General features: G+C 66.4%; 14 protein-coding genes. 8 read left to right on the forward strand and 6 right to left on the reverse strand.

Annotation, left to right across the window (positions count from 1 at the left end; genetic code table 11):
* Window positions 1-26: 26 nt before the first annotated feature.
* The gene (locus ABV518_RS21630) at window positions 27-1,358 is read right to left on the reverse strand and encodes an ABC transporter substrate-binding protein (protein WP_367771481.1); all 1,332 of its coding nucleotides are present in this window, start codon (window positions 1,356-1,358) and stop codon (window positions 27-29) included.
* A gap of 348 nt (window positions 1,359-1,706) precedes the next feature.
* Here ABV518_RS21630 and ABV518_RS21635 point away from each other — a divergent pair, with 348 nt between their 5' ends.
* Window positions 1,707-2,819, forward strand: coding sequence for a LacI family DNA-binding transcriptional regulator (locus ABV518_RS21635; RefSeq protein ID WP_367771484.1), 1,113 nt, complete (start codon window positions 1,707-1,709; stop codon window positions 2,817-2,819).
* A 548-nt stretch (window positions 2,820-3,367) separates the two neighbouring features.
* Here the strand turns inward: ABV518_RS21635 and ABV518_RS21640 are convergent.
* The gene (locus tag ABV518_RS21640) at window positions 3,368-3,826 is read right to left on the reverse strand and encodes a hypothetical protein (RefSeq protein ID WP_367771487.1); all 459 of its coding nucleotides are present in this window, start codon (window positions 3,824-3,826) and stop codon (window positions 3,368-3,370) included.
* A gap of 188 nt (window positions 3,827-4,014) precedes the next feature.
* Here ABV518_RS21640 and ABV518_RS21645 point away from each other — a divergent pair, with 188 nt between their 5' ends.
* From ABV518_RS21645 to ABV518_RS21655, 3 genes are all read left to right on the forward strand, one after another.
* A complete protein-coding gene (locus ABV518_RS21645) occupies window positions 4,015-5,253 on the forward strand; it encodes an MFS transporter (protein ID WP_367771490.1) in 1,239 nt (412 codons plus the stop codon).
* Window positions 5,254-5,325: 72 nt separating this feature from the next.
* Window positions 5,326-5,688 carry a PadR family transcriptional regulator gene (locus tag ABV518_RS21650; RefSeq protein WP_141139692.1) on the forward strand — a complete coding sequence of 121 codons (363 nt, stop codon included), beginning with the start codon at window positions 5,326-5,328 and terminating at the stop codon, window positions 5,686-5,688.
* Entirely contained in the window at window positions 5,685-7,037 is a 1,353-nt protein-coding gene (locus ABV518_RS21655) for a permease prefix domain 1-containing protein (RefSeq protein ID WP_367771492.1), read from the forward strand. Before ABV518_RS21650 ends, ABV518_RS21655 begins: the two co-directional genes overlap by 4 nt.
* Window positions 7,038-7,064: 27 nt before the next feature.
* Here the strand turns inward: ABV518_RS21655 and ABV518_RS21660 are convergent, their stop codons facing one another.
* Window positions 7,065-8,090: a DUF808 domain-containing protein gene (locus ABV518_RS21660; RefSeq protein WP_367771495.1), complete on the reverse strand. Its 1,026-nt coding sequence runs from the start codon at window positions 8,088-8,090 to the stop codon at window positions 7,065-7,067.
* A gap of 239 nt (window positions 8,091-8,329) precedes the next feature.
* Between ABV518_RS21660 and ABV518_RS21665 the strand changes: the two genes are divergently transcribed.
* Window positions 8,330-9,397, forward strand: a complete 1,068-nt coding sequence (locus tag ABV518_RS21665) for a glycerophosphodiester phosphodiesterase family protein (protein ID WP_367771498.1) — start codon at window positions 8,330-8,332, stop codon at window positions 9,395-9,397.
* A gap of 157 nt (window positions 9,398-9,554) precedes the next feature.
* Window positions 9,555-10,058, forward strand: coding sequence for a DUF2199 domain-containing protein (locus ABV518_RS21670; protein WP_367771501.1), 504 nt, complete (start codon window positions 9,555-9,557; stop codon window positions 10,056-10,058).
* A gap of 9 nt (window positions 10,059-10,067) precedes the next feature.
* Here the strand turns inward: ABV518_RS21670 and ABV518_RS21675 are convergent, their stop codons facing one another.
* Complete coding sequence (locus ABV518_RS21675; protein WP_367771504.1) at window positions 10,068-10,403, reverse strand: cupin domain-containing protein; 336 nt, start codon at window positions 10,401-10,403, stop codon at window positions 10,068-10,070.
* An 80-nt stretch (window positions 10,404-10,483) separates the two neighbouring features.
* Window positions 10,484-11,758 carry a YncE family protein gene (locus ABV518_RS21680; RefSeq protein ID WP_367771585.1) on the reverse strand — a complete coding sequence of 425 codons (1,275 nt, stop codon included), beginning with the start codon at window positions 11,756-11,758 and terminating at the stop codon, window positions 10,484-10,486.
* A 128-nt stretch (window positions 11,759-11,886) separates the two neighbouring features.
* Here ABV518_RS21680 and ABV518_RS21685 point away from each other — a divergent pair, with 128 nt between their 5' ends.
* Together ABV518_RS21685 and ABV518_RS21690 are read left to right on the forward strand one after the other, a co-directional pair.
* Entirely contained in the window at window positions 11,887-12,429 is a 543-nt protein-coding gene (locus tag ABV518_RS21685; protein ID WP_367771507.1) for a GNAT family N-acetyltransferase, read from the forward strand.
* A gap of 61 nt (window positions 12,430-12,490) precedes the next feature.
* Window positions 12,491-14,074, forward strand: a complete 1,584-nt coding sequence (locus ABV518_RS21690; protein WP_367771510.1) for a serine hydrolase domain-containing protein — start codon at window positions 12,491-12,493, stop codon at window positions 14,072-14,074.
* Here ABV518_RS21690 and ABV518_RS21695 read toward each other — a convergent pair.
* The gene (locus tag ABV518_RS21695; protein ID WP_367771513.1) at window positions 14,071-15,204 is read right to left on the reverse strand and encodes an NUDIX hydrolase; all 1,134 of its coding nucleotides are present in this window, start codon (window positions 15,202-15,204) and stop codon (window positions 14,071-14,073) included. The genes ABV518_RS21690 and ABV518_RS21695 overlap by 4 nt on opposite strands.
* Window positions 15,205-15,299: the final 95 nt, after the last annotated feature.

Genomic DNA, 15,299 nt, shown 5'->3' on the forward strand with positions numbered 1-15,299 from the left:
CCGGGAACTGGCTGTGAGGACAGCCATTAAGAATCCCCGTTGATCAGCTTGACCAGTTTGCCGCTGAACGACTTTGGTGTCTCGTTGCCAGCCTTGAACATCTGGTCCACCATCTTTGGGAGCTCGGTGGCCACCGTAGGGTTGCTGATGATCGCCCGGGGAACGGCGTAGCCTTTGGCCGCGATGTCATTGAACAGTTTGCCGTGTGAGGGCAGATTGTCCTCAGTGACGATCTCGTCAAGGCCCCGGATTGACGGGACCGCGTTGCCGCCGCCGGAAAGGCGGAACTTCTGTCCTTCAGCGCTCACGAAGTTGCCCAGGAACTCAAGTGCCTTGGCCTGATTCTTGGAATTGATATTGACCGACATTGCCGCCGTGTTGATAGGCACCGGCATGATGTCCTTGCCGGACAGGGACGGGAAAGGGGCCATGTCATAGCCAAATTTGAGCTTTTTGAGGTTCGGCAGGACATAGCGGGCGGAGCTGTAGGTCGCAACCTGGCCAGCGTAGAACAGTGTGTCACCGCTCTGACCCTGCGGGAGGGAGCCCGAGTAGCTGATGTTCCCGGACTTTAGCTGCTCGAAAAGCCACGCCAACGCCTCCTGAGACCTGGCATCGTCGTCGAATACGGCCTTCCCGGACTCGTCGAAGAGCGTTCCGCCGAAGGTGCTCATCCACCCGAACCAGTCGAACCAACCGGAACCAACCAACAGACCCTTCTTGTTGGTGGCGCGGATCTTGTCCAACATGTCCGTGAGTGTGTCCTGGGTCCACGTGCCCGCATCGAAGTGGGTAGCCGGGTCGGTGGTGACACCTGCCTCGGCCAGGAGATCCTTGTTGAACCAGAAAACGGCCGGGTTGCAGTCTGTCGGCAGCCCGAACAACCCGGGGCTGCCATCGGCAGGCCTGCACCATGGGTATAGACCTTCGTAGAAGTCGTCGAGCTTCACCGCCGCGCTGCCACTGTCCAGGTACGGGGTGAGGTCGAGCAACTGCTTGGTCTCGATCAGCTTGGACATATAGATGTCGCCGACGTAGAAGGCGTCAGGAGCGGCGCCGGCAGAGAGCTGCGACAGCAGCTTTGAGAGATAGTCACCCACAACCTGCTGGTAGGTGACCTGCACCCCCAGTTTCGTCGTCAGATTCTGGGAGAGCTGAACGAACCGCTCCGATGATGGCGGTCCGTCCCAACCCGCCCACTTGATGGGGCCGCCGGCGGACCCTCCGCCGGAAGCACCGGCGGAACCGCCGGAGCAGGCTGCCAGGGAGGGAACCGCGGCCAGGCCCAAACCGGCGAACAAGCCGGCCTTGAGGACATTGCGGCGGCCAATATCTGAGGGAAAGAGGGAATTGGACATCGTAGTCGTTCCTTTCGAAGCCTAGAACAAATGAGGTGCCAAGCTGGCGGAGTCGAATGCGGAGCCAGACGTGGTGCGGCCGACGCTAGGGTGGTCGCCGGTAGCGGGCAGGCAGCTGCGTTGTCCTCTGCGACGATACGAGCCGAGCCTTAACCCTTGTTTAACGTTAAACATTGTTTAGCGATAAACAGAAACATAGCGCCGCAGGCCAACGCTCGTCAAGGCTTTTCGTGGCGGTCTCCAAGATGGCTTCTCTATAGCGGCCAGGGAATTCGGGCCGACACGGCCCAGGCGGGCGCTTGGATGCTTTCCTTTGACGTCACGAAGAGTACGGAGGAAGATAGGAAAATGAAGTTTAACGCTAAAACATCTTTGGGGGCCGGCTCCGGCCGGGATGAAGGCAGTCGGAGCAAGCCCCGGCCATCGCGGCCCACGATGGCCATGGTTGCCGAGCGGGTCGGGGTCTCGACGCAGACAGTCTCCTTTGCGCTGAGCTCCCCGGGCAGGCTCAGCCCGGCTACCTTGCGCAAGGTCCTCAAGGCGGTCGACGAACTGGGCTATCGACCCAACCAGGCTGCCCGATCACTCAGGTCCCGTTCCCCGCAAGCTCTCGGCTTCCGGCTGTACCCTGCGGATCGTGACGTAGGCGGTGTGATGGCGAGCTACCTCTATGAACTCTCGGCGGCCGCGCGTAAGGAAGATTACGGCGTCTTCTCATACGCGGCCGAGACCTACGAGGAAGAGACCCAGATCATAGAGGAGACCTTCCGTCGCAATACTGTCGACTGCTTCGTGATCACCTGCCCGTCGTCCGACGACCTGCCACTCCCGCTTTTCCTGCTCGAGCGCCAGATTCCATTCGTCGTGTTCGGAAGGCCCTGGGGCTTGCCCATGTCGGATTGCTGGTGGGTCGATGTCGATGGGGCCGCCGGTCTCGAGCAGGCGGTGAACCACCTGGTCGACCTCGGCCACCGACGCATCGCCTACCTCGGCTGGGAGAAATCGGCCGGCCTGGCCGAGGATCGCGAGTCCGGCTGGCAGCGCGCCATGGGCTCGCACGGTCTCCCCACGCGCGGGATGATTGTGCGCGGCCCTGACGACGTCGAGACCGGGCGCCGGCTAGCCGGGGAACTACTCGACCGGCAGACACCGCCGACAGGGATCATCTGTCCAAGCGACACCATGGCAATCGGCGCAATGCGCGCGTGCCGGGAACGAGGACTCGAACCCGGCCGCGACGTTGGCATCACCGGCTACGACGACAGCCTCGGTGCCCGCGTCGTCACGCCCGGGCTGACAAGCATCGCGCAGCCACTGGAAACCGCCGCGAAGCACACCGTCCGCCTGCTGCTGGACCTGCTCAACAGCCCGGACAGCAAACCCGAACAGGTGCTGCTGCGGCCCTCACTCGTTGTACGCGAGAGCACGATGACACTCAGTGGCACGGGACCCGTTTCTTGAGCCGCCTTGGCCGACCTTCCTCGGTAACGGCTTGCCGTGGCCGCCAGACGGCGGTCGAGACGCGGAGCTTCGCGTTCGACGATCCGGACACTGGGGAGACCAGACAGTGGCGAGTTTCTCCAAGAGCGCCCTGCGTTGCCGGAACGGCAGACCGCGGGCGTCATGTCCGGCAACGCACAGCACGTGTAAGGCTGCGAAGTTCAGGCGGCCGCCGAATTTCTGGTGCGGCGGCCTGCAGCCCCGGAAGCGAAGCTCCGACGGTATCCCTTATTCGGGACTAGACATGTATTCAGCCTAAGACTCAGAAAATGTCGACAGAGTGCAGTGAATGTCAACGTGCCATTTAGGCTCATTGCGGAGGTCCGCAACATAGTGGAACACCTCGTCGGCTGTGCGGGCGATGACAACGCTCTCTGCAGATTTGACCATGATGCACTCCTCCGACAGGGCGCCGCACGCTGCCCCGGACCAATCCCTGTCTCCGAATTAATGTGGCTCCATTTTTATGGCCTGAGAGCACGCTCAAGTATGGGCCGGCAGTGCAAGTACTACCCGACGCCGTTTGCTTCCAGGCGCTTCAGACCCATACGGAGGGAGCTTGCCACGGGGGCTCCCCGCGTCGCGACGACCATGAACGCTGCAACCCGTCCTACCAAGCTCGTTGGCGTCCGGTTCCACGTGACGTGAATCCGTGAGCCATTCGATCCGTTTGGCGTGATCCTCGCACTCACGTAACTGCCCGGTGCGCAGAAATTACTCTCGCGGACTGTCCAGGTCACCGTGTCGTGGTTCGCCCAGTCATAGTGTTCTTTGGCCCAGATCACGCCGCCGGGAACTTTGTTCCCTTCCTTGATGTCCGCGTAGGTGTCCCCCACTTCGTACACCTCGTACAGTGGCGCGTGAATGCCCGGCCAGATATCCGGCCGACTTGGGCCGAAGTTCAACAGCGCTTCCCGTACTGTCGCCGGTGGGAGGCGGGAATCTACCACGACTTCCACTTTGGGCATTCCAAATTTCCTTTCCCGATGCTTCCAGTCTGACCACTTCCCGCAGACACACAAGGGGCCATAAGGCGGGAAAGGCAGCTGCGACACTGCACGTAACAACCCCGTTCACCCGGTAAACTTATGGAGGAATTGTTCGGCCCGCAGAGCCCGGTTCCAGCCCCCTCCTCCTTGAATGGAACAACTCCCCCATGTCCTCCGCGACTTCCGCGCCGGCGTCCCAGCGTTTCCCGCTGGCCGCCATGATGGTCCTGGCCACCATCGCCTTCACCGCCATCACCACCGAACTGCTCCCCTCCGGACTGCTCCCCCAGATCAGCACCGGCCTGACCGTCTCCGAACCGGTGGCCGGCTACCTCGCCGCCGCCTACGCCGCCGTCATCGTGGTCACCGTGGTGCCCGCCGCACGGCTGCTCGGCAAAGTCCCGAAACGCCCCCTGCTCGTGGCGCTCGTGCTGACGTTCGCGCTCAGCAATGCCATGGTGGGCCTCGCGCCCGACTTCACCGCCGCCATGATCGCGCGGCTGGTGGGCGGCCTCGCCCACGGTCTGCTCTGGACCACCATGGCCCCGTACGTCGCCCGCGTGGTCCCGGCCGCCAAAGTGGGCAAGGCCCTGGCCATCGTCTTCAGCGGCAACAGCCTGGGCCTGGCCATCGGCGCCCCGATCGGCACCGCCCTGGGCGGCTTCCTCGGCTGGCGGGCGTCGTTCCTGGCCCTCGCCGGCTTCAGCCTGGTCCTCGCCGTCCTCGGATTCTTCCTGCTGCCGTCCGTCCGGCACGCCGCCGGCGACGCCCGGCCCTCCCTGCGCGCGGCCATCGCCCAGCCCGGCGTGAAGCCCGTGGCCATCGCCTGGCCGCTGCTGGTCCTGGCCCACTTCGCGCTCTTCACCTACATCGCCCCGTACATCCGCGACGCCGGCCTGCCCGACTACGCCATCACCCTCTCCCTCACCGTCCTGGGCGTCGCCGGCCTGGTTGGCATCTGGATCGCCGGACTCACCGTTGACTCGCACCCGCGCCGTTCGCTTTTGATTACGACGGCGGCAATCGCCGTCTCGATGCTGCTGTTGCCGTTCGTGGGCGGCAGCCTTGCCTTCGCGCTGGTGCTGATGAGCGTGTGGGGCGCCGGGCTGGGCGCGATCGGCATCTACAACCAGTCGGCAATCCTCCGCGCCGGCCGCGAAAACAAGGACGCCGCGAACGGGCTCACGGTCCTGACCATCCAGATGGGCATCACCATCGGCGCCCTCTACGGCTCCGCCGCCCTCGTGGTGGCCGGCCCGCTGCTGGTCCCGGCCGCCGCGGCCCTCCCTGTCATCGCAGCACTCGTGATCGCCTGGGGCGGAAAGACGGCCGCGTACCCGCCGGGCCCGCGCGAGTCGGTGTGGAAGAGTCCGCGGCCCATCGAGGAGCGGGCAGGCACGCACTAACCGGACCGCCGCCTGGCATACCTAGAACTGCTATGCTCCAATGCCTTACAGTTCTAGGTATAGGAGGTGCCCATGCGCATCGATAAGGACCTGGTCGCCGCGTCGGCAACCCCGCTCGTGCTGGGGATCCTGACGGAGGGCGACCTCTACGGCTACGCGATCCTCAAACGCGTGAGCGAGCTCTCGGGCGGGGGCATGCAATGGACCGACGGCATGCTCTATCCGTTGCTTCACCGGCTGGAACGGCTCGGCTACGTGTCGTCGTTGTGGGGCACCTCCGAGGCCGGGCGCCGGCGCAAGCACTACGCGATCACGCCGGCGGGCCGGGACGCTCTCGCCGACCGGCAGGAGCAGTGGTCCGTGGTCGCCTCGGCACTGCGCCAAGTGTGGCAGACGGCCCAGCAGCCGCCCGCCCCGGCCGCGGGATGGGCATGATGGAGCAGCACGCGGAACTGGAGGCCCAGATCGGGCAGTGGCGCGGATACGTCCAGCGCCGCCAGGCGATCTCCGCCGCCGACATCGACGAGCTGGAGGACCACCTGCGCGGGCAGATCGCCGACCGCCAGGCCACCGGGCTCGATGACGAGGAAGCGTTCCTCGTCGCGATCAAACGCCTGGGCAACCTGGACGCTGTCTCGCGCGAATTTGCCCGCGAACACTCCGACCGGCTCTGGAAGCAGCTCGTGCTCGTCCCGGAGGGTTCCGACGACGGCGGGGCGCCACGGTGGCGCGAGCTGGCGGTGGTGCTCGCGTTCGCCGTCGGGGCCGGCATCGCGGTCAAGGCCGGACTGGCCTGGCTCGACGGCGGCGCAACCCTGGCGCGCAACCTCGGCCTGCTGGTCTTCCCGTTCCTCGCCGGCTACTTCGTGTGGACCCGCCGGCTCACTCCGAGGGTGGCGGCGATGCTGTTCGTCCCCTTCGCCGCGCTGGCGGTTGTTGTCAACGTCTATCCCTTCGCCTCGGGCGGTTCCACCGAGCTTCTCGCCATCCTGCACGCCCCCATCGTTCTGTGGCTGCTGGCCGGGGTGGCGTATGCAGGCGGGAGGTGGCGTTCGGACCGCCGCCGTATGGACTTCGCTAGGTTCACCGGTGAGCTCGCGATCTACTACACGCTCCTGGCGCTCGGCGGTGCCGTCCTGGTGGTGCTCACGTTCATGGCCCTGCGGGTTGTCGGCGTCGACCTGGAGCCCATCCTGACCGAATGGATCCTGCCGTTCGCCATGCCCGGGGCGCTCATCGTCGCCGCCTGGCTCGTCGAGGCCAAGCAGAACGTCGTCGAGAACATCGCCCCCGTCCTCACCCGGGTGTTCACGCCCCTGACGGTCGTTATGCTGCTGACCCTCCTGGGTGTCTTCGCGGCTGCCGGTGGACTCGCCGACGTCAACCGGGACCTGCTGATCCTCATGGACGCGATCCTGGTGCTGGTCCTGTGCCTGCTGCTCTACTCGCTTTCAGCCCGCGATCCGCTCACACCGCCCAGGCTGGCGGATGCCCTGCAGCTGGTGCTTGTCGGCGCGGCCCTCGCGGTGGACGTCGTGATGCTGACCTCGATGCTGACCCGCATTGCCGAATTCGGTTTCAGCCCCAACAAGATCGCCGCCCTCGGCCTGAACCTGCTGCTGCTGGTGCACCTGGCCCGGGCGGCCTGGCTCGCCGTCGGATTCCTGCGCGGTCGGCGCGCCTTCGCACAGCTCGAGCGCTGGCAGACGCGGTACCTGCCGGTCTACGGGGCCTGGGCGGCGATCGTGGTGGTGGTCTTCCCGCCGCTCTTCGGTTTCGTCTGATTCACGGCACAAGGGTCGCCTATTGGACTAGGAGGCTCGGTCCTCGTCGCGTTTCGTCGGCCGATAGCCGGCAAGTTCGGCGCGGATGTCGCCTTCCTGGTGCCCGCCCTTCTTTTTGCCGAACGGCAGTGCGTTGAGCAGCGGATGCACGATCGCCATGACGACGAGGCCCCAGGCGAGTCCGACGACGGCCGAGCACAGGGTGTTCACGAGCCAGGCCAGGAAGCCGCCCACCACAGCGATCCCGGCGAAGGGGTGCTCGAGGACATGAACCAGGTCATAGGGTGCGTGCCAGCCGAGGTCGTGTGCACCTTGCAGCATGATGTGGCCGCCCACCCACAGCATGGCGATTGTCCCGACGAAGGTTATCGCGGCCAGCACGGCGGGCATCCCCTTGACGAGCAGCTCGCCGATGCGCTGGGAGCCGGCGGAATCCTTGGCGGCCAGGTGCATTCCGATGTCGTCCATCTTGACGATGAGTGCGACGGCCCCGTAGACGGCCACCGTGATCACCAGTGCCACGACCACCAGGATGATCGCCCGGGACACCAAGGAATCCTGGGCCACCTCGTTCATCGAGATGACCATGATCTCGCAGGAGAGGATGAAGTCGGTGGTGATGGCACCCTTGATGACCTTGGCCTCGGCCTCCGGGCCGCGTTCAACCGCGGGCGCATCTTCCTCAGCGGTGTGGTGGCCGCGGAGCTTGTGCCAGACCTTCTCGGCGCCCTCGTAGCAGAGGTAGGTGCCGCCCGCCATGAGGATGAACGGGATGGCCCAGGGGATGAAGGCGCTGATGAGCAGCAGGGCCGGCAGGATGATCAGCAGCTTATTGCGGAGCGAGCCCCAGAAGATCTTCTTGATCATCGGCAGTTCGCGGGACGGGTCCGCGCCGGACACGTACTGCGGGGTAACGGCGGCGTCGTCGATGACCACGCCGGCGGCCTTGACCCCCGCCTTGGCGGCTCCGGCCGCGACGTCGTCCACCGAGGCGGCCGCTATCCGGGCCAGTGCTGCGATGTCGTCCAGCAGGGCGACGAGACCGCCGCTCACAGGTGGGCCCCGTACTGCCCGGGGGCGGTCGGCTGAGTGTGGATTCTTCGGTCGTGGCGCGAGATTGGCATGCTCCGAGTCTATGGCGGCGGACAGCCGGCCGAACAACCCAGCGTTGATCTCCGCTCCAAGTGAACCTCCCCTCCAACTCCATGCACCCGGCGCGCAACCTGGCCTCCCTAGCGTGGTCGGGTCACCGGCCATCAGCCGGTCCCCGTCATCCCAGGAGGAAACCACCCATGCGCCCAGTCCTGACTGCAGCGGCAGCCGCCGCCCTGATCGCCGCCTTGGCAAGCCCCGCCGTCGCAAGCCCTAACGCCGAAGCCGGCACGCCGTCGTCGAACGCTGCCGGAACCGCCACGTCCGCGATCAAGGTGAACGAGCGCAACGGCTCCTTCGACCTGCAGAGCCACCGCGGCGGCCGCGGCGAATGGACCGAGGAGTCCCTGGCCGCGTTCGCGAACTCCCTGGCGCTGGGCGTGAGCACCCTGGAGCTGGACACCCACCTGACCGCGGACGGCAAAGTCATCGTGTGGCACGACGACACGATCCTGGCCAACAAGTGCGCGGACACCGCCCCCGCCACCGCCGGCGACCCCGACTTCCCGTACGTCGGCGACCGCGTGGCCGAACTGTCCCTCGCGCAGGTCAAAACGCTCGACTGCGGCTTTGTGCAGCTGCCCGGCTACCCGGAACAGGACGTCATCGAGGGCAACCGGATCGCCGAGCTCACGGACGTCTACCAGCTGGTCCGCGACACCAACGCCGCCAAGGTCCGCTTCAACGTGGAGACCAAGGTCGAAGACACCCAGATCGGCGGCGCCGGCATGGAGTCCCTCACCCGCGCCGTGGTGGCCGAAATCCAGGCCTCAGGCATGGCGGACCGGACCACCCTGCAGTCCTTCGACTGGTCCTCGCTGAACCTCACCCGGGAGATCTCGCCCGAGCTGCCGCTGGTGGCGCTCTCCAGCGGCGACGCCTGGATGGGCGTGGGCCAGCCCGGCGCCAGCCCCAACCTGGGCGGCATCGACATCGACGACTACGACGGTTCCCTTCCCCAGGCGGCAGCCGCGCAGGGGTACGACGTCGTCTCCCCCACGTTCCGCTCCGTCACCCCCGCGATGATCGCCGAAGCCCACAGCCTGGCCCTGCCCGTCATCCCGTGGACCGTGAACACCACCGCGGACATGGAACGCCTGATGGACCTGGGCGTGGACGGCATCATCACCGACTACCCCACCCGCCTGCGCACCCTCATGGAGGAACGCGGCCTGAAGCTGCCGAAGGCGTATGGGGTGACGGGCTAAGCCCCGCCGCTTCCAATGCCGGCCCGGCAGCAGCGTCATGGACGCTGCTGCCGGGCTTTTTCATGCGTTGAGCTTCGCCGCAGGGCGAAGGTAGGCTACGGGAAGCGAGGCGTGACACTGGAACTAGGGGGAACCAATGGACGGCCAGGGCAGAGCTATGTGGAAATGCGGAATCTGCGCACAAAAACATGACGGACTCGCGACGGTCTTCGGAGCCCAGGCTCCGGATCCCTGGCTGCAGGCCCCTCCCGCGGCACGTGAAGGCGGCGAACTGAACGCCGACATGTGCGTGCTCAACATCGAAGGCGATTGGCATTACTTCCTCAGGGGACACATCGAAATCCCTGTTACCGACGCCCCCGGAGACGTCTTTGCCTGGTCAGCGTGGGTCTCACTGAGCGAGGACAACATGCAACAGATCGCCCACCACTGGGAAAGTCCGGCCCGTGCGTCCCTGGCGCCGATGTTCGGGTGGCTGTGCAACGAGCTGCCCTATGAGACGTCAACGATGTCGATTCCAGCCCTGGTGCACAACAGGGAACCGGGACTGGTTCCGTTCATCCAGCTCGACCCGTCGGTGGACCACCCGTTGGTCAAAGAGCAGCGAACAGGGATAGCGCTTCACCGGCTGGCGGAAATCAATCAAGTGGTGCTCGGATAGCCTCTGGCGCTACCGGCCGGTCTTGACCACCGTGAACAGCACCGCGGAGTCCTCGTCGGCTTCCAGGCTGTGCAGGCCTTCCGGGACGATCAGCAGATCCCCCGTTTTGCCCTGCCAGGACTCGCCGCCCGCCTTGAGCCAGACCGATCCCTTCAGCACAAAGACCGTGGCTTCGCCGGGGTTCTGGTGTTCGCTGAGCTGCGTTCCGGCACGGAAGGCCATGACGGTCTGGCGCAGTTGCTTCTCATGCCCGCCATAGGCGGTGTCGGCCGCCCTCCCGCTGGGGGCCGCCACGGCGGCCGTGATCTGCTGGCGGGCCAGGGCATCGATCGATATCTTCTGCATGAGGCAAACGTACGCGCGGTGGCCCGTTTTGCCGAGGGGCATTTGTCCCCTTATTCCACGCCGGTTGCCCCGCGAACGGACTACTCGAAAGTCCAGGCCGACGCCGGGCTGCCGGCCCGGTTCCTTAAGCGCCGTCTGCGCAGCACGGCAACGAGCGTGGCGGCGCCGGCCAGCAGCAACGCAGCCGTCCCCGCGGCCACCGCAGGGAGGCCGGGACCCGGCGTGCCGCCGTCGGAATCCGCGGCAGCCGCTTGCGGCGCCGCCGCGGCATCTGCCGAGCCCTCGGCAGGCGCGTGTGAAACCGGCCCCGTCGGTCCTGCCGGAATCACAGTGAGGGACCTCCCGCCCCGGTTCACCACCACCACGGTGCCGTCCGCCCGGACAAGCATCCGGCCGGGATCGTCACCGGTGGGAACCGTGTCCGACGCAGCCGACGCGCCAGCGGGAATGACCGAGACCGTATCGTCCAGGCTGTTGGTCACGTACGCGGTTCCGTCCGGAGCGGCCACCACCTCCTGCGGCGCGGTGCCCACCCGGATCCGCCGCGCCACGCTGCTGCCGCCCGGCTCGATGACGGCCACCTCGTTGGTGAGGATGTTTGCCACGTAGACGGTCCCGTCGGGAGCGACCGCAATCCCGTGGGGATGGGCCTTCGCGCCGACGTCGATGGTGTGTGAGGGGACGGGGGCGCCGGCGGGGACCACCGTGACGGTGCCCTCCAGCTCGTTGGTGGCGTAGGCGGTGCCATCCTTCGCCAGGGCCACCTCCACGGGATTCGGCCCGGCCTGGATGGTGCGCTTGACCCAGGCGTCGCCCGGCAAGACCACGGACAGGGACCCCTCGGACGGGTTCACTATGTAAAGCGATCCGTCCGGCGCCACCGTGAGCCAGTGCCGACCGGAGGTCACCTCGATGGCCAGGTCCGCTTTATCCGCGCCGGGACCCACCACGCCGATCTGGGCCTGCCCGGAGTCATCGGACTGAGCCACGTACAGTGTTCCATCCGGGGTCATCGCCAGCGACGTCGGGAAGCGCCCTGCGTTGATGGTGCGGGAGGGCAGCGTCTCCCCCGGCGGGTAGACGCTGATGCCGCCCGCCCAGTCGTAATCGCTGACGTACAGGGTGCCGTCCGGCCCCTCCGCGATTCCCAGCGGCTGGACGCCATTGCCGATCATCGTCCCCTCGATCGTCCCCTTGATCGTCCCGTCGTCGGCGGCCGCCGGAACGCCGACGGCGGGCGCCAGCAGGAGCGCGGCGGCGGCAAGCAGCGCGGTGGCCGCGGTGCGCATACGCGTGTTTGTACGGTGCTGGAAGTGCGTCTCTGAGGCCGCGGCGGACGCGCGGCGCAGTGGCATGATTCTCACGGTGTTTCCCCCAAAACTGTGGCCGGCCTGCGGCAATCCTCCGATCCTACCCGCCGCTTGCCCTCCCCCTGGCCGGGCGCTCGACCCGCATCCTGGAGGCCGCCCGCTATAGTCGCCGGGTGACTGGAAAGACATATCCCCTGACCGGCGGCGTCCACCTGCGGTTCCTGGGCGCGTCCGACGCTGAGCGGATGAAGGACGCCTACCTGCTCAACTGGGACCACCTGGCGCCCTGGGAACCGGAACGGTCGGACGAGTTCTTTACGACGGCAGGACAGGCCAGGGTCATTGCCGCCAAACTGGCCCAGCACGCAGCAGGCTCCGAAGTTCCTCTTGTCCTGCTGGACGGGGACCGCGTTGTCGGGGCGCTCACCCTCACCGGCATTGTCCGCGGACCGTTCCTCAGCGCCCACCTCGGATACTGGGTGGACAAGGAGTACAACGGCCGGGGAATCGGCTCCGCGGCCATCGCCGCTGCGGTTGACTTCTCGCGGCAGGAGCTGGGGCTGCACCGGCTCCAGGCCGCAACGCTCACCCACAACGCCGCGTCGCAGAAGATCCTGAAACGCGCAGGGTTTGAGGAGATCGGGCTGGCCACCAGCTACCTCAGGATCGCCGGCGCCTGGCAGGACCACGTCCTGTACCAGCGCATCCTTTACTGATTGTTTTCCGCCCGGTCAGGTCCTACCGTGAAGGAACGGTCAGCCGAACGCGGGTGTGGGCATGCGAACTGTTTCGGGGTCTTCGCGCTGGCTCCTGTTGTGCCTGCTGGCCATGGGGATCCTCGGCGCCGCGACGCCGTCGCCGGCTCGTCCGTTGTCCTCGGAAACCGCGGATCCCGAGCAGGCCTACAGGACGCTGGACTCCTACCTGCGGGACCAGCTCGACGCCGTCGGGATCCCGGGTGCCGCCCTCGCCGTCGTTCAACACGGCGTGACAGTGCACACCGCCACGTTCGGGCAGGCCGACGACTCCGGGCGGCCGATGACCGCCCAGACGCCGGTGCTGCTGGCCTCCACCAGCAAGTCCGTGACGGCCATCGCCGTAATGCAGGAGGTGGAGGCCGGCAAGCTGCAACTGGATGCGCCGGTGCAGACCTACCTGCCCTGGTTCACGCTGAACGACGGCCGCTCGTCCGCGATCACGGTCCGCCACCTGCTCCACCAGGCCAGCGGCATGTCCTCGAAGGACACGGCCTTCGAGGCCTCCGACGATCAGCGCCCGGAAGCCCTCGAGGAAGCCGTCCGGGCCCTCGCGGGCTCCCCGCTGGCCGGCGAACCGGGCGCGGCCTTCCACTACGCGAGCGCCAACTTCAACATCCTGGGCGTCCTGGTCCAGACGGTCTCCGGCCAGCCGTTCGGGGACTACCTCAAGCAGCACGTCTTCGGGCCGCTGGAGATGGCGCACAGCCATCCGACTCGGGCCGCCGCACGCGCGGACAACGCTGCCGACGGTTACTCGCGGTGGCTCGGTTCGTTCTGGCTCAAGACCGACGTGCCCGCACCCACCGCCGGAATGCCGTCGTCCACTTTGTACGCCTCGGCCGAGGACCTGGGGCATCAGCTGGCAGCGCTGCTCGACGGCGGACGGTACGGCGACGCCCGGATCCTCCAGCCTCAGAGCGTGTCGGCGATGTTCGAACCGCGCGTGCAGGTGGACGGATCCAAGGGCTACGCCATGGGCTGGTTCACCCGGCCACTCTTCGAATCCGCCGATCCCGCGGCACCTTCTGTCCCGGACGGCGCATTGCCGCGGCTCGTCGAACATCAGGGTGAATGGGGCAACAGCCACACCTACCTGGCGATGGTTCCCGAGTCCGGCCTCGGCGTCGCCCTGGTCATCAACGGCAACGACACCGCTGCCCCGTCCCGGCTGAAGGCGATCGACACCAACCTCCTGCGAGTCCTCCACGGGCACTCCCCCGTGCCGGCTGTAGTGTTCGAGGACTGGCTGCAGCGCTACAGCTGGGCCGTCTCTTTTGTGCTTCTGCTGGCGGAGCTGCTGAGCCTGTGGCTGGCTCTCCGGTTCCTGCTCCGGGGGCATCCCGCGCCCCGGCGGCGCTGGGCACCCCTGGCGTGGGCCGCCGTCGCCCTCGCCCTCGACGGGTTCGCCCTGTGGCTGTGCCTCATCTACGCACCGGCCCGGTTCGACACGCACCTCTTCGTCATCGTGCGGCAGTTTCCCGACGTCGGCGTCTCGCTGGTGCCGATCCTCGCCTTGGCAGTCCTCTGGCCGGTCCCGCGGACGGTCTGGCTGCTCGCGAAAGTGAGGGCCCCGCGGCCCGCCACCCACGCCGTCGCACCCTAAACGGCGTCGCTGGTGGCTCGCCGCCGGTCCGCGGCTTCCAACAGCCTGCGTGTTTCCGGATAAGTCGCCCGGGCTGCTGCCTGCTGCGGGCTCAACCATTCAGCGCGCCGTTCCTTGTCCTTGCGCAGCCCGCGCCCCAATGCACGCATGAGGAAGTAGCGCGTAGTGACCGCGGATCCATCCACCACGTACTCGGCATCGTCCAGAAAGTCGACGACGCCTGCCCACACGCCGGTTTCTTCAAAGACCTCGCGCACGGCGGTTTCGCGATGCTGCTCGCCCTCCTCGACGTGCCCTTTGGGCAGTACCCACTGCGCCGGATCCCCTGTCGCCTCCACCAGCAGATACTCGACCTCGCCATGCCGCATCCGGGACACCACACCGCCCGCAAGCAGAGGAGAGCCGGCGGCCGGCACCGCTTTGTTGATGGTGATCTTGCCCTTCCTGGCCTCAAGCGTGATGACGGCCCAGTACGCCTGGTTGGTGGCCTTGTAGCGCTGCTCCATGTAGCGCCACACCGCCAGCAGGAGCAGGCCAAGGACAACAGGGATTGCGGCGGGCGTCCATTTCTGGTGGAAAGGCCACGCCGCAAGCAGGATGAGCAGCACCACCGTGAAACACCGGAAGAATTTCGAATCAGCCTCGAAGCGCTGCACCACGGCCAGGCTCTCCCGGCTTTCGACATTCAGCAGGGCCTTGCACCACTGGAACGAGTTGATGGCGTCCTTCGCCTGCAGGGCACCAAGTGCCTGTTCCTTGATCTTCACGACGCGGTCCACTGCCAGGTTGCGCTCACGCTTGAACACCAGCGCAACACAGACCCGTGCGGGCCAGCCCAGTAACCGCCCCCTGTTGGCAACATCCGAAACCTGGCGATTCAGCGTCCGGCTGCGAAGCAGGTCATAGATCCCGTCCAGCCATGAACCCAGCAGGAAGACCAGGTGGCCCACGAGATAGCTAGCCACCAGAAAGGCCGCCCAGGCTTCCGCGCTGGCGAGCCGGTCATACCGGTCCCCCAGCACGACCAGGCCCACCTCGTCGACTACCAAATAGGTCAGGAGCGCGCCCGGCAGCAGTATCGAAAAGAAGTCCATCAGGCCGATAAAGAATTTCTGCGGATCGAAGTTCATGACGCACCTACATGGTGTCCGTCTGCGCGAAGGAGGCGCGACTATTACTGGTTCAGGAAGACTCTAGGAATTGGCACGTTACTGGGGCGTTACAC

This window comes from Arthrobacter sp. HS15c, from assembly GCF_040812005.1.
In the GTDB taxonomy this organism is placed as follows: Bacteria; Actinomycetota; Actinomycetes; order Actinomycetales; family Micrococcaceae; genus Arthrobacter.